Source organism: Xanthomonas sp. LMG 12460, from assembly GCF_009192895.1.
Classification (GTDB): Bacteria; Pseudomonadota; Gammaproteobacteria; order Xanthomonadales; family Xanthomonadaceae; genus Xanthomonas_A; species Xanthomonas_A sontii.
In genome coordinates this window covers 19,434-32,527 of sequence record NZ_NKUH01000030.1, presented here as the reverse complement: position 1 = coordinate 32,527, position 13,094 = coordinate 19,434, and the positions used below count along the sequence as shown (strand labels likewise).

Genomic DNA, 13,094 nt, shown 5'->3' with positions numbered 1-13,094 from the left:
CCGCCGGCACCGCCCGCACCACCCACTGGCCCGAACACGCCGGCGGCGGCATCCCCCATACCCAGCGCGACACCAGCAGCGCCGCACCCCACCGCGCCCACCGGCAACCAGGCACCCAAGACCGAACCGCAGTCACAGCCACAGCGCTAAGGCGTATTCGTCCAATCGCAACACCAGGGCGCCTCTCAACACCGGGAGTCCGGTGGACGCACACCGCGCATCATCAATGCATGCAGGTGCCTCGCTCAGGACCATGGCGAGGACCGGAGGCGTCCGTCAGCCGCTGCACCTCGCTCCAAGACATCTACGAGCAGCGCGCGCCGCCACCAAGGGCGCGGCCCTTGCCAATCCCCATTCCCGAATCCCCAATCCCCGCCCCAAGCAAGATTGCCCGCCTACCGGCACCTCGCTACAGTGGCGCCATGCCCAGCCTGATCCTGTTGATGATCGCCGGCGCCGCGGTGTTCGCGTTCTGGAACGCCTCGCGTGCGGCCGCCGAACGCGCCGAAATCCTCGGCCGCAACGCCTGCAAGGCCGCCGACGTGCAGTGGCTGGACCAGAGCGTGCACGGCACCGGCCTGCGCCTGCGGCGCCTGCCCAACGGCTGGCTCGGCTTCGAGCGCAGTTTCCGCTTCGACTATTCCTACGATGGCACCGACCGCCACAGCGGGCGCCTGGTGCTGCTCGGCGATCAGCTGATCGCGTTCACCGGGCCGTCGGTCGCCAGCGTGAGCAGCCTGCAGGAAGCCCGCGCGCAGCGCGACTGAGCCGTGCACCACGGCCGTGCACCACGGCCGCGCACCGATACCGATACCGATACCGATACCGATGGCGTGCGGCGTGTCGTGTCGGGCGACAGCGAAGCTGAGTGCGCGGGCGATGCGCATGCCACATGGAATGGACGGCGAATGCAGGAGCGGCTTCAGCCGCGATGGGCGTTACCGGTAAGCCCGCCGCGGCTGAAGCCGCTCCTGCGACGGAACAACGCGGTGCGCGGCGCGCGATTACCGAAAACGCCAACGCTTGGGTGGGTGAAGCGCAGCCACCGAGGCCGCGCATCGACGACTTACTTGACCACGCGCAGGCGCGGCCGCTTGCCGGCGTCGTCGGAACCGCCCGGCCGCGGCGGTGGCGGGGTGTCGTCGCCCGGCGGCTCGCTGGCGCCGTGGATGTCGTCCGGCAGCGCCATGCCCTGCCCGGTTTCGCGTGCATAGACCGCCAGCACCGCGGACATCGGCACCTGCACCGGGTAGCTGACGCCACCGAAGCGGGCGGTGAAGCTGACCCCCTCGTTGTCGATCTGCAGCCGCACCACCGCACGCTCGGCGATGTTCAGCACCACCCGCCCGTCCTTGACCGCGCTCGGCGGCACCTGCACGCCGGGCAGGCCCGCATCCACCAGAATGTGCGGGGTCATGCCGTTGTCGTTGATCCATTCCACCAGCGCCCGCAGCAGGTACGGGCGATGGCTGGTCATGCGGGAAGTGTCGTCGCTCATGCGCCCATTCTACGTGCCGGCGCGCAATGCCGGTACAGCTCGGAAGACAATGGAGACGGCGCGGCGGACAGCATCATGCCGGCAGGTCGCGCAGTTTCTTTTCCTGATCGGTCAGGCTGCGGATGAACCCCGGATTGCGGAAGATGCGGTTGCCGTAATCCTCGATCGCCTTGCCGTCCTTCGGCAGCGGGATGTCCAGCGCCTGCAGGCGCCAGATGATCGGCGCCATCGCGCAGTCGGCCAGGCTCATCTCCGGATTGAGGAAGAACTTGCTGGCCTTGAACAGCGGCACCGAGGCGGTCAGCAGTTCCTTCAGGCGCTTGCGCCCGGCTTCGGCCTGGGCCTTGTTGCCGAGCTGGATCGCCTGCACCTGCGGCACCCAGTCGTGCTCGATGCGCAGCATCGCCAGGCGCAGGCGCGCGCGCGAAAGCGGATCGACCGGCATCAGCGGCGGATGCGGATAGCGCTCGTCCAGGTACTCGCTGACCACCGAGGCGGCGTACAGCACCAGCTCGCGCTCGACCAGGGTCGGCACCGAGTGATAGGGATTCAGGTCGATCAGGTCTTCCGGCGGATTCTGCGGATCCACCGCCACGAAATCGTAGGTTACGCCCTTGGCCGCGAGCACCAGGCGGACGCGGTGGCACAGGACATCATCCGTGGAGGAAAACAACGTCAAGGTATTTCGCATGCGCAAACTCGCCGCCATTCAAGGCTCTCCGACGGCCGGAATCCGCCGGCCGCATCGACGCCGCCCGCACATTGCGGACGGTCGTCACGGCCCCTGAGTGTGCAACCCTCGCTCACAAAAGCCAATAGGATGAACAGGGGATCGGCTCAGCAACGGTGCAGCCGGGACGCGGCCGAAACGGCCGCGACTCAATGCACGTCCTTCCAGTATTCCTTCTTCAGCAGATACGCCAGGAAGGTCAGCAGCGCCAGGAACAGCACCACCCACACGCCCAGGTTCTGCCGCTTCAGCGCCGCCGGCTCGCCGGCGTATTCGAGGAAATTGCTGATGTCACGCACCGTCTGGTCGAACTCGGCCGGGCTCTGCTTGCCCGGCGTCGCCAGTTGCAGCCGCTCCACCGGCTTGTCCACGCCCGGCTGCTCGGCCTTGCCGTAGACCGGCTGCTGCAGGCCCTGCAGGTCCCACAGCGGATTGGGCATGGAGGCGTTGGCGAACAGCTTGTTGTTCCAGCCCAGCGGCCGCGACTGGTCGAGATAGAACGACTTGAGGTAGGTGTAGACCCAGTCGGTGCCGCGCACGCGGGCGATCAGGCTCAGGTCCGGCGGCGCCTTGCCGAACCATTTGGTCGCCGCATCGTGCGGCATCGCCGTCTCGATGTGTTCGCCGATCTTGGCGCCGGTGAAGTTGAGGTTGTGCATCACCTCGTCCTCGCTCAGGCCCAGATCCTCGGCCATGCGCTGGTAGCGCAGGTACTTCAGCGAATGGCAGCCGGAACAGTAGTTCATGAACAGCTTGGCGCCGCGCTGCAGCGAGGCGCGGTCACCCAGGTCGTTGCCGGCCTGCAGGGTGGCGGCACCCTCGGCGGCCATGGCCGAGGCGGACAGCAGCAAGGCCGACGCGACGCCGGCGAGCACAGCGATCAGGCGCTTAGTCATGGCTGCTCACCCGCTCCGGCACCGGCTTGGTTCGATCCAGCGAGGTCCATATCGGCATCGTCAGGAAGAAGGCGAAATACAGCACGGTCAGCACGCGGCCGATGTAGGTCTCGATGATCTCGGTGCCGGGGCCGGAACCGATCACGCCGAGCCAGACGAAGCACACCGCAAGAATCCCCAGCATCACCCGCGAGATCCAGCCGCGGTAGCGGATCGACTTGACCTTGGCGCGATCCAGCCACGGCACCAGGAACAGGATCGCGATGGCCGAGAACATCACCAGCACGCCGCCGAGCTTGTTCGGCACCACCCGCAACATCGCGTAGTACGGGGTGTAGTACCAGACCGGCTTGATGTGCTCCGGCGTCACCAGGCGGTTGGCCTCGGTGAAGTTGTCGTGCTCCAGGAACAGGCCGCCGAAGCCGGGCGCAAAGAAGATGATGAAGGCGCCGATCATCAGCAGGAAACCGACGCCGACCAGGTCCTTGACCGTGTAGTACGGATGGAACGGGATGCCGTCGGCCGGCTTGATCGGGCTCCAGCGGTTGCCCTTGGGCCCCTTCTTGATCTCCACGCCGTCGGGGTTGTTGGAACCGACCTCGTGCAGCGCGCCCAGGTGCAGCACCACCAGCAGCAGCAGCACCAGCGGCAGGGCGATCACGTGCAGGGCGAAGAAGCGGTTGAGGGTGGCGTCGGACGGCAGATAATCGCCCATGATCCACTCGGTCAGGCCGTTGCCGATCACCGGGATGGCGCCGAACAGCGAGATGATCACCTTCGCGCCCCAGAACGACATCTGCCCCCAGGGCAGCACGTAGCCCATGAAGGCTTCGGCCATCAGCACCAGGTAGATCAGCATGCCCAGGATCCACACCAGCTCGCGCGGCTTCTTGTAGCTGCCGTACATCAGCCCGCGGAACATGTGCAGGTACACCACGATGAAGAACAGCGAGGCGCCGGTGGAGTGCATGTAGCGGATCAGCCAGCCCCACTCGACGTCGCGCATGATGTACTCGACCGAGTTGAACGCCTCGGCCGCGCTGGTCTTGTAGTGCATCGTCAGGAAGATGCCGGTGACGATCTGGTTGACCAGCACCACCATCGCCAGCGAGCCGAAGTAGTACCAGAGGTTGAAGTTCTTCGGCGCGTAGTACTCGGTGACGTGCTTGCGGTAGAACGGCATCAGCCCGGGAGCGCGCTCGTTGACCCAGTCGAACACGTTGCCCGCGGTGCGGGTGAGGATGTTGTCGGCCATGACTTACGCCCCTCCCTTCGCGGACGCGCTCGGGTCCACGCCGATCACCAGCGTGTTGTCGTCCTGGTAGTGGTGCGGCGGCACCAGCAGGTTGATCGGCGCCGGCACGCCCTGGAACACGCGGCCGGACATGTCGAAGCGCGACTTGTGGCAGGGGCAGAAATAGCCGCCCTTCCAGTCGGGGTCGTAGGGTTCGGGGCGGATCTCGGCGACCATTTCCGGCGAGCAGCCCAGATGGGTGCACAGGCCGACCAGCACCGAGACGTCGGGCTTGATCGAGCGGTACTCCGGATTCTTCAGCACGTAGTCCGGCTGCTGGTCCTTGTTGGTGGACTCCGGATCCTTGAGCCGGCTGTCCAGCGACGGCAACGCATCGAGCATCGCCTTGGAGCGCTTGACGATCCAGATCGGCTGGCCGCGCCACTCCAGGATCAGGCGCTGGCCTTCCTGTAGCGCACTGATGTCGGCGGTGACCGGCGCGCCGGCCAGCTTGGCCTTTGCGCTCGGATTCCAGGACTTGATGAAAGGAACCGCGACGAACCCCGCACCGACCGCGCCCACGACGGACGTGGTGGCGGTGAGAAAGCGGCGGCGTCCTACATTTACAGAATCGTTGACCCCATCGTTGGCCATCCGGCACTCCGATCTGTGATTGGGTAGCGTGAGGCTGCCAGCAGCTCGGTGGGGGTCGAGCCGCACTGAATCCACTGCAGTGTAGCGGAACCCTTAACGCGCCGACAATGGACGCGCAACGCCTCCTGCCGGGCCGCGGCGACGGCTCAATGCGCGGTCGCCAGCACGCCGCGGTAGCGCTCGGCGAGCACGCCCACCCGTTGCACGTAGCGTTGGGTCTCGCTGTACGGCGGGATCCCGCCGTGTTTGTCTACCGCGCCCTCGCCGGCGTTGTAGCCGGCCGCGGCCAGGCTGAGGTTGCCGTTGAAGCGCTTCAGCAGCCACGCCAGGTACTGCACGCCGCCGCGAATGTTTTGCGCTGCATCAAACGAATCGCTGACGCCGAAGCGGCGCGCGGTCGGCGGCATCAGCTGCATCAGCCCCTGCGCACCGGCGCGGCTGAGGGCCGTCGGGTTGTAGGCGGACTCGGCGTGGATGATGGCGCGCACCACCGCTTCGTCGACACCGTACTCGCGCGCGGCGGCGGCGATCTCGCTCTGGTAGGCGGTGGTGTTCAGGCGCACCGCACCGAAGTTGACCCCCGGATTGGCGCAGGCGTAGCAGGTTTCCATGAAGCTGTAGCGGATCGTGCGCACCGCGCCGAGATTGGCGACCTGGGTCGGACGCGCACTGGTGTAGTGGCGCACGCCGTCCTTCATGTACGAATACAGCTGACCGCTGACCAGACGCCGTGGCGCGCCACTGCTGCTGGGCGACACCGGGGCGACCCGGTTGGGCACGGCGTTGGCGGTCACCGGGGCCGGGGCGGCGACCGGCGCGCTGATCAGGGTGGCCGGCGCCACGGTGCCGGCGCTGGCGATGACGCCGCGGCTGGGCGGCCGCTCGGTGCTGGCCCTGGCTGGCGCAGGCGCCGGGGCGGTCCGTGCGGCGCGGCGGTCGGGGGTGTAGCGGCCGATCACGCTGCAGCTGGCGCCGGACACGCGCTTGCTGCCGTAGCTGGGCACGCCGTCGTTGCCGGTGCACTTGTACAGGGTGCCGGCGCTGGCCGGCGCAGCCGTCAACGTGGCGAGTCCCAGCCCCAGGAGCCACAGCATCCCCTTCATGGCGGCGAGTGTCCCAACTTCCCCGCCGCTTGCCAAGTCCGCACCGCCCGGGGCCGGAGCAGCGCCGGGCGGCCAGTGCGCCCTCCCCGTCCGTATCACCTACTCCACCGGTGCCGGCTCCGGCACCTGCTCCAGCAACGCGTTCAGCGCCCCGCGCAGCGCCGTCCGCACCTCGGCCGTGGCCTCCAGACCTGCGAACGGCACGCCGATGGTCAGCAATTGCGCCGCCAGCCACGGCACGGCGTCGGCCAGCAGCGACAGCCGGCAGTGGCCTTCGGCCTCGTCCTGCAGAGTGCCGCACCACAGTGGAATGCGCGCCCCCAGCTCGGCGGCGCTGCCACGCAGCCGCACACTGAGGGCGAAACCCATCGCCTGCGGGCTGTAGCGGATCGCCGCGTCGACCATGGCCGCCGGTTCCTGCGGCGGCAGGCGCAACGCCACCGCCGCGCCGAGCCGCAGGGGCGGCAGGATGCGTTCGGCGCGGAAGGTGCGCCAGTCGGCACGATCGCGGTCCCAGGCCAGCAGGTACCAGCGGCGGCCGGCGTTGACCAGGCGCAGGGGCTCGACCAGCCGCTCGCTGGCGCGCCCGGAATGGTCGCGGTAGGCGAAGCCGAGCAGGCGCCGGTCGCGGCAGGCGCTGGCGCCCCCGATCAGTACCCGCGTGTCCGGCCGTAGCGGGTCCTGGCCCAGCGCCAGGGTCGCGCCCTGCAAGGCCTCGGCGCGCTGCCGCACCCGCGTCGGCAGCAGCGGTTCGAGCTTGGCCAGCACCCGCACCGCGGTGTCCTCCAGGCCGGCCATGCTGGCGCAGGCGGCGCGTAATGCCACCGCGACCGCCACCGCCTCGTCCTCCTCGAACAGCAGCGGCAGCATCTGTGCGCCGGCCGCCAGCCGGTACCCGCCGCCGATCCCGGCCGTGGCCTCCACGGCGTAGCCCAGCGCGCGCAGCCGCTCCACGTCGCGGCGCAGGCTGCGCCGGTCCACGCCGAGCCGCGCGGCCAGCTCGGCGCCGGACCACAGCCGGCGGGTCTGCAGCAGGGCGACCAGGCGCAACAGGCGGGCGGCGGGCGATGACATCGGCGCACGCTATTGCGGACAGGATCTGTCCGCAATGGGGTCTAGGGTGTTCGCACCGACCAGCCAGGAGCCGCCCATGACCAGCGACCGCCACATCACCCTGTTCCACAACCCGCATTCGCGCTCGCGCGGCGTGCTGATCCTGCTCGAGGAGCTGGGCGCCGACTACGCCATCGAGCGCATCGACTTCGACCGGCAGGCGCAACTGGCGCCGGACTACCTGGCGATCAACCCGATGGGCAAGGTGCCGGCGATCGTGCACGCCGGCGCGGTGGTGACCGAGCAGGGCGCGATCTACCCCTACCTGGCCGACCTGTATCCCGAGGCCGGGCTGGCACCGCCGATCGGCGACCCGCTGCGCGGCCCCTACCTGCGTTGGCTGGCGTTCTACGGCGCCTGCTTCGAGCCGGCCCTGGTCGACCGCGCGCTCAAGCGCGAGCCGCCACCGCGGGCGATGTCGCCCTATGCCGACTGCGATACCGTGCTGGCGGTGGTGGACGCGCAACTGGCGCGCGGCGATTACCTGCTCGGCGCGCGCTGCAGCGCCGCCGACGTGCTGTGGGGCAGCGCGCTGGGCTGGATGCTGGCGTTCGGCCTGCTCGACCCGCCGGCGCCGACCCGCGCCTACGCCGCGCGCATGGCGGCGCGGCCGGCGGTGCAGCGCGCGCTGGCGGTGGATGCCGCCGCGGGCTAGCGTCCTGCGCTGGCGCGCAGGCAGGGGTAAACTAGCCGGCTTCCTTTCCACCCGCCTGGATTAAGCGCCATGCCCGGGACTGTCCTGCATCCCCTGCCCTCCGCCGGCACCGCCGCCGCACCCGCGCCGGTGCGCGGCAAGCTGTACATCAAGACCCACGGTTGCCAGATGAACGAGTACGACTCGGCCAAGATGGCCGACGTGCTCGCCGCGTCCGAGGGCCTGGAGCTGACCGACAACCCCGAAGAAGCGGACGTGGTCCTGGTCAACACCTGCTCGATCCGCGAGAAGGCGCAGGAGAAGGTATTCAGCCAGCTCGGCCGCTGGAAGGCGCTGAAGGCCGGCGGCAAGCCGGTGATCATCGGCGTCGGCGGCTGCGTGGCCTCGCAGGAAGGCGAGGCGATCGTGAAGCGCGCGCCCTACGTGGACCTGGTGTTCGGCCCGCAGACCCTGCACCGGCTGCCGGAACTGATCCGCGCGCGCCGCGAATCGGGCAAGTCGCAGGTGGACATCAGCTTCCCCGAGGTCGAGAAGTTCGATCGCCTGCCGGAGCCGCGCGCCGAAGGTCCTTCAGCCTTCGTGTCGATCATGGAAGGCTGCTCCAAATACTGCTCGTTCTGCGTGGTGCCCTACACCCGCGGCGAGGAGATCAGCCGCCCGTTCGAGGACGTGCTGGTGGAAGTGGCACAACTCGCCGCGCAAGGCGTGCGCGAGATCAACCTGCTCGGCCAGAACGTCAACGCCTACCGCGGCCCCTACGCCGACGCCGAGGCCGTCGAGGAAGCGCAGGTCGCCGACCTGGGCCTGCTGATCCGCAGCATCGCGCAGATCGAGGGCATCGGCCGCATCCGCTTCACCACCTCGCATCCGCTGGAATTCAGCGACTCGCTGGTGGAGGCCTACCGCGACGTGCCGCAGCTGGCCAACTACCTGCACCTACCGGTACAGGCCGGCAGCGACCGCATCCTCAGCGCGATGAAGCGCGGCTACACCGCGCTGGAATTCAAGCAGAAGATCCGCAAGCTGCGCGCGGTGCGTCCTGACATCTCGATCAGCTCGGATTTCATCGTCGGTTTTCCCGGCGAGAGCGACGCCGACTTCGACAAGACCATGAAGCTCATCGAGGACGTGGGCTTCGACCAGAGCTTCTCCTTCATCTACTCGCGGCGCCCGGGCACGCCCGCCGCCGACCTGGAAGACGACACGCCCGAGGCGGTCAAGCACGCGCGGCTGGCGCGGCTGCAGGCGCACATCAACGCGCATGCGCAGCAGATCTCGCAGGGGATGATCGGCAGCGTGCAGACCGTGCTGGTGGAAGGGCCGTCGAAGAAGAACCCGGCCGAACTGACCGGCAAGACCGAGAACATGCGCTCTGTGAACTTTCCCGGCCACCCGCGCCTGATCGGCCAGTTCGTCGAGGTGACGATCACCGAGGCGCTGAGCAATTCGCTGCGCGGCCGCCTGCGCCTGGCCGAGGACGACGCCGCGGCCTGAGCGGCGCCGGGCGCGCGCTAGTCGAGCGCGCTGAGGAAACGCTCGCCGCGCGGGCCGATCTGCACCGCCCGCGAATCCGGCACGCGCCGGGCCAGGCCGGTGTCGAAGAGATACCGGAGCACGGCACTGCCCAGCGCACCGGCAACGTGGTCGCGGCGCTCGCTCCAGTCCAGGCACGGCCGGCACAGCGGCCGCCGCGACGCACGCAGCGCCGCCACGTCGATGCCGATCGCCGCGCACCAGGCGGCGCCGGATGCGCTCAAGGCCATGCCGTCGCTGCACAGCAGATGCCCGCGCGCTTCCATCTGTTGGCGCCAGCGGATCGCCAGTTCGCCGGCAAGGTGGTCGTAGCACACCCGCGCCCGGCGCAGACCGGGATCCGCCGGGCCGACCCGCCGCGTCATCGGCGGCGGCGCCAGTCCCATCATCGCCTCCACCGCCGCGGCGACGTCTGCGCCGGCCAGACGGAAATAGCGGTGTCGCCCTTGGCGCGCCACCGCGAGCAAGCCGGCGTCGACCAGTTGCGACAAGTGCCGGCTCGCAGTCGACGGCGCCACCGCGCCGTCCAGCGCCAGTTCGCTGGCAGTGCGCGCCTGTCCGCTCATCAACGCCGCCAGCATGCGACTGCGCGCCGGGTCGCCGAGCAGAAAGGCGGCACGTGCAAGCAGGGTGTCCTCGCTCATGCTTCGATTCTAGACGAAGCATGCCGCCACGCTGGCGCCTACCTTGCCTGCTCCCCACACGAGGCAGACGCATGACCGACACGCTGCACCACTACACATCGCACTTGCACTGGATCGGCAACCGCGGCGGCGGCACCGTCGACTACAGCGACTACGGTCGCGATTACGCGTTGACCGTTCCCGGCAAACCCACGCTGACCGGCAGCGCCGACCCGCTCTTCCTCGGCGACCCGGCGCTGCACAATCCGGAAGATCTGTTCGTCGGCGCTCTCGCCGCCTGCCACATGCTCACCTATCTGGCCCTGTGCGCGCATGCCGGCATCCAGGTGCTGGCCTACGAGGACCAGGCCCAGGGCTGGCTGGAGATGCGCCCCGGCCACGGCGGACGCTTTCGCGAGGTGGCGCTGGCGCCGCGCGTTACCATCGCGACGGACAGCGACGCGCACCGCGCACAGTCCTTGCACGCACAGGCCCACGCGCAGTGCTTCATCGCCAACAGCTGCGCCATGCCGGTGCGTTGCGAGGCGACGATCGTGCGCCCGGGCGAGCCGCCGGAGGCCGCGCGATGAAGGACGTCGAAATCCACCTCGAAGACCGCCCCTGTGCCCTGTCCGCCATGGCCCAGGCACTCGGCGCGGCCGGCATCAGCATCGAAGGCGGCGGCGTGTGGCGCGTGGACGGGCGCGCGGTCGCGCACTTCCTGTTCGATGCCGCCGCACCGGCAAGCGAGACCTTGCGCGCGCACGGTTTCCACGTGGCCGCCGAACACCCGGTGGTGAGCCTGCGCCTGGACCAGGACACGCCGGGACAGCTCGGCCTGCTGACCGGCATGCTCGGCGCCGCCGGCATCAACATCGCCGTGCAGTACAGCGACCACCACGGGCACCTGATCCTGGTCGTGGACGACCCCGCCGGTGCACGCGCGATTGCGGACGCCTGGATGCAGGCGCGCGACGCGCGGTGTTTAGACGGCGCTGGCGATGGTGATCGCCGCCAAGGCACGTCATAACCGATCCCGGAAAAGACGAACGCCGTTGCCACGGATGCATCGCCGGCCGCACGGGTGCGATTTTTTCGCCAGCACAGGGCGGCGCCTTGCGTGGCAAGGCGTTCGCGCGGTTGTCCACAGGCTTTTGGACAATCGATCCACATGCATTGTGGACAACGTTGCCATTGCCGCGGCGCGCAGGTCCGGGCGGTGGCGGGGCACGTGCGCCTGCAGATCCGCAAGGCGTACCTCGACCGCACCGGCGGGCCGACGCCGACGTCGCCGCCGCGCGCCCTTCACTGGCCCGGCTACGCGCCGCGCGCTACCCTTTGCGCCCCTCTTTTTTTCGACGTCGCCGCTGGCGGCGCGCGCCCGCCATGACCACCCCCGCGCAACGCGACTTCACCCTGGATCCCGCCGACACCGAGCGCCTGGCCAACCTGGCCGGCCCGTTCGATGCGCACCTGCGGCAGATCGAACTGCGCCTGGGCGTGGAGATCTCCAACCGCGGCAACGTGTACCGGGTGACCGGGCCGGAGCCGGCGGTGGCGGCGGCCGAGCGACTGCTGCAGGCACTGTACGCCGAGGCCGACCACGTCGCCTTCGACGACCAGGAAATCCACCTGCGGCTCAACCAGTCCAACGTCGACCAGGTGACGCAGCGCGCGTACCAGCCGCAGGACGTGGCGATCAAGGTCAGGCGCGGCACCGTGCGCGGCCGCGGCGCCAACCAGGCCAAGTACCTGCACCAGATCGCCACCCACGACATCAACTTCGGCATCGGCCCGGCCGGCACCGGCAAGACCTTCCTGGCCGTGGCCAGCGCGGTGGAAGCGCTGAACGAATCGCGGGTACAGCGGCTGATCCTGGTGCGCCCGGCAGTGGAGGCCGGCGAGAAGCTGGGCTTTCTGCCGGGCGACCTCACCCAGAAGGTCGACCCCTACCTGCGCCCGCTGTACGACGCGCTGTACGAGATGCTGGGCGTGGAGAAGGTGGTCAAGCTGCTGGAGAAGAACGTCATCGAGATCGCGCCGCTGGCGTACATGCGCGGACGCACCCTCAACGACGCCTACGTGATCCTGGACGAGGCGCAGAACACCACCATCGAGCAGATGAAGATGTTCCTGACCCGCCTCGGCTTCGGCAGCACCGCGGTGGTCACCGGCGACCTGACCCAGATCGACCTGCCCAAGCACGTCAAGTCCGGCCTGCGCGATGCCGTCGAAGTGCTGCACGAGGTGGACGGAGTCAGCTTCACCTTCTTCGAGGCGCGCGACGTGGTCCGGCATCCGCTGGTGGCGCGCATCGTCAACGCCTACGAGAAGCGCGACGTGGTCGACCGCGCCAGCGGCCCGTCCGCATGATCCGGCACTGGCCGGCGCTGCTGGGAACGCTGCTCGGCCTGGCCGGCAGTGCCGGCGGCCGCACGCCTGAGCAGACGCCAGCGCAGGATCCGGCGCCGCAGCGCGTCGCCCTGGCGCAATCGCTGACCGCGCCGTGCGTGTCGATCGTGCAGGACACCGCGAGCATCGGCCTGCAGCGCGATGTGCTCGAGCGCGCCGCGGCGATCGCCCGTACTTCGCCGACTGCGCCGCACGGCAACGAAGCGCAACGCCTGGCCTGGATCGCCGGCACCAGGGCGCAGGCGCTGCTGGATGCGGCCGAAGGCGCCGGCGTGACGCGCGACCGCTTCGGCTGCAATGCGCTGGCCTACGCAAAGGTGCCAGCGGACAGCCTCTACCTCGTCGGCCAACTGCTCGAACACGGCCAGGCCGCGGTGTGGCTGCCCGCGTCGGGGCGCTTCGCCGCCACGGTGGACATCCGGCGCGACAATACGCAATGCCAGCGAGGCCCGATGGGCAGCCTGGCCTACCGCGTCGACGACGAAAAGACCCCGCTGCTGTTCCTGGTCGCATGCGTGACTTGAGCCTGCTGCTGCGCGCCTGTCGCGGCACTCCGTAGCGACCGCACGCACCACGCGGCAGTGACCGACGTACACTGCGATGCTGCTGCCGTGCACGGGGAGGTGCCATGTTCCAGTGATCG

At 69.2% G+C, this 13,094-nt stretch carries 15 protein-coding genes; 7 read left to right on the top strand and 8 right to left on the bottom strand.

Annotated elements, in window-relative coordinates; translation table 11 throughout:
* The first annotated feature begins 422 nt into the window (after positions 1–422).
* Positions 423–767 carry a DUF3301 domain-containing protein gene (locus CEK66_RS07380; protein WP_017908204.1) on the top strand — a complete coding sequence of 115 codons (345 nt, stop codon included), beginning with the start codon at positions 423–425 and terminating at the stop codon, positions 765–767.
* A gap of 299 nt (positions 768–1,066) precedes the next feature.
* On the opposite strand, the gene CEK66_RS07375 is transcribed toward CEK66_RS07380, so the two are convergent.
* From CEK66_RS07375 to CEK66_RS07345, 7 genes are all read right to left on the bottom strand, one after another.
* On the bottom strand, positions 1,067–1,498 hold the full coding sequence (locus tag CEK66_RS07375; RefSeq protein ID WP_152236429.1) for a ClpXP protease specificity-enhancing factor: 432 nt from the start codon (positions 1,496–1,498) through the stop codon (positions 1,067–1,069).
* A 73-nt stretch (positions 1,499–1,571) separates the two neighbouring features.
* Positions 1,572–2,207 (bottom strand): glutathione S-transferase N-terminal domain-containing protein, encoded by a 636-nt coding sequence (locus CEK66_RS07370; RefSeq protein WP_010342124.1) that lies wholly within the window; start codon positions 2,205–2,207, stop codon positions 1,572–1,574.
* Positions 2,208–2,377: 170 nt separating this feature from the next.
* Positions 2,378–3,124 (bottom strand): cytochrome c1, encoded by a 747-nt coding sequence (locus CEK66_RS07365; RefSeq protein ID WP_026143541.1) that lies wholly within the window; start codon positions 3,122–3,124, stop codon positions 2,378–2,380.
* Positions 3,117–4,379 carry a cytochrome bc complex cytochrome b subunit gene (locus tag CEK66_RS07360; RefSeq protein WP_152236428.1) on the bottom strand — a complete coding sequence of 421 codons (1,263 nt, stop codon included), beginning with the start codon at positions 4,377–4,379 and terminating at the stop codon, positions 3,117–3,119. The genes CEK66_RS07365 and CEK66_RS07360 overlap by 8 nt, the downstream gene beginning before the upstream one ends.
* Positions 4,380–4,382: 3 nt before the next feature.
* Positions 4,383–5,012, bottom strand: coding sequence for a ubiquinol-cytochrome c reductase iron-sulfur subunit (gene petA, locus CEK66_RS07355; protein WP_026143542.1), 630 nt, complete (start codon positions 5,010–5,012; stop codon positions 4,383–4,385).
* 146 nt (positions 5,013–5,158) lie between these two features.
* The gene (locus tag CEK66_RS07350) at positions 5,159–6,115 is read right to left on the bottom strand and encodes a lytic transglycosylase domain-containing protein (RefSeq protein ID WP_152236427.1); all 957 of its coding nucleotides are present in this window, start codon (positions 6,113–6,115) and stop codon (positions 5,159–5,161) included.
* A 99-nt stretch (positions 6,116–6,214) separates the two neighbouring features.
* Positions 6,215–7,189 (bottom strand): WYL domain-containing protein, encoded by a 975-nt coding sequence (locus CEK66_RS07345; RefSeq protein WP_152236426.1) that lies wholly within the window; start codon positions 7,187–7,189, stop codon positions 6,215–6,217.
* Positions 7,190–7,265: 76 nt separating this feature from the next.
* On the opposite strand from CEK66_RS07345, the gene CEK66_RS07340 reads away from it, so the two are divergent.
* Both CEK66_RS07340 and miaB read left to right on the top strand, forming a co-directional pair.
* Positions 7,266–7,883 (top strand): glutathione S-transferase, encoded by a 618-nt coding sequence (locus CEK66_RS07340; RefSeq protein WP_152236425.1) that lies wholly within the window; start codon positions 7,266–7,268, stop codon positions 7,881–7,883.
* 69 nt (positions 7,884–7,952) lie between these two features.
* On the top strand, positions 7,953–9,377 hold the full coding sequence (gene miaB, locus CEK66_RS07335; RefSeq protein ID WP_152236424.1) for a tRNA (N6-isopentenyl adenosine(37)-C2)-methylthiotransferase MiaB: 1,425 nt from the start codon (positions 7,953–7,955) through the stop codon (positions 9,375–9,377).
* 17 nt (positions 9,378–9,394) lie between these two features.
* On the opposite strand, the gene CEK66_RS07330 is transcribed toward miaB, so the two are convergent.
* Complete coding sequence (locus CEK66_RS07330; protein ID WP_043092373.1) at positions 9,395–10,060, bottom strand: winged helix-turn-helix domain-containing protein; 666 nt, start codon at positions 10,058–10,060, stop codon at positions 9,395–9,397.
* A 71-nt stretch (positions 10,061–10,131) separates the two neighbouring features.
* Here CEK66_RS07330 and CEK66_RS07325 point away from each other — a divergent pair, with 71 nt between their 5' ends.
* From CEK66_RS07325 to CEK66_RS07310, 4 genes are all read left to right on the top strand, one after another.
* Positions 10,132–10,629 carry an OsmC family protein gene (locus tag CEK66_RS07325; RefSeq protein WP_152236423.1) on the top strand — a complete coding sequence of 166 codons (498 nt, stop codon included), beginning with the start codon at positions 10,132–10,134 and terminating at the stop codon, positions 10,627–10,629.
* Positions 10,626–11,069 (top strand): hypothetical protein, encoded by a 444-nt coding sequence (locus CEK66_RS07320; protein WP_152236422.1) that lies wholly within the window; start codon positions 10,626–10,628, stop codon positions 11,067–11,069. Before CEK66_RS07325 ends, CEK66_RS07320 begins: the two co-directional genes overlap by 4 nt.
* A 356-nt stretch (positions 11,070–11,425) precedes the next feature.
* Positions 11,426–12,412 carry a PhoH family protein gene (locus CEK66_RS07315; protein ID WP_148828102.1) on the top strand — a complete coding sequence of 329 codons (987 nt, stop codon included), beginning with the start codon at positions 11,426–11,428 and terminating at the stop codon, positions 12,410–12,412.
* Positions 12,409–12,975, top strand: coding sequence for a hypothetical protein (locus CEK66_RS07310; protein WP_152236421.1), 567 nt, complete (start codon positions 12,409–12,411; stop codon positions 12,973–12,975). The genes CEK66_RS07315 and CEK66_RS07310 overlap by 4 nt, the downstream gene beginning before the upstream one ends.
* The last annotated feature ends 119 nt before the right edge of the window (positions 12,976–13,094 follow it).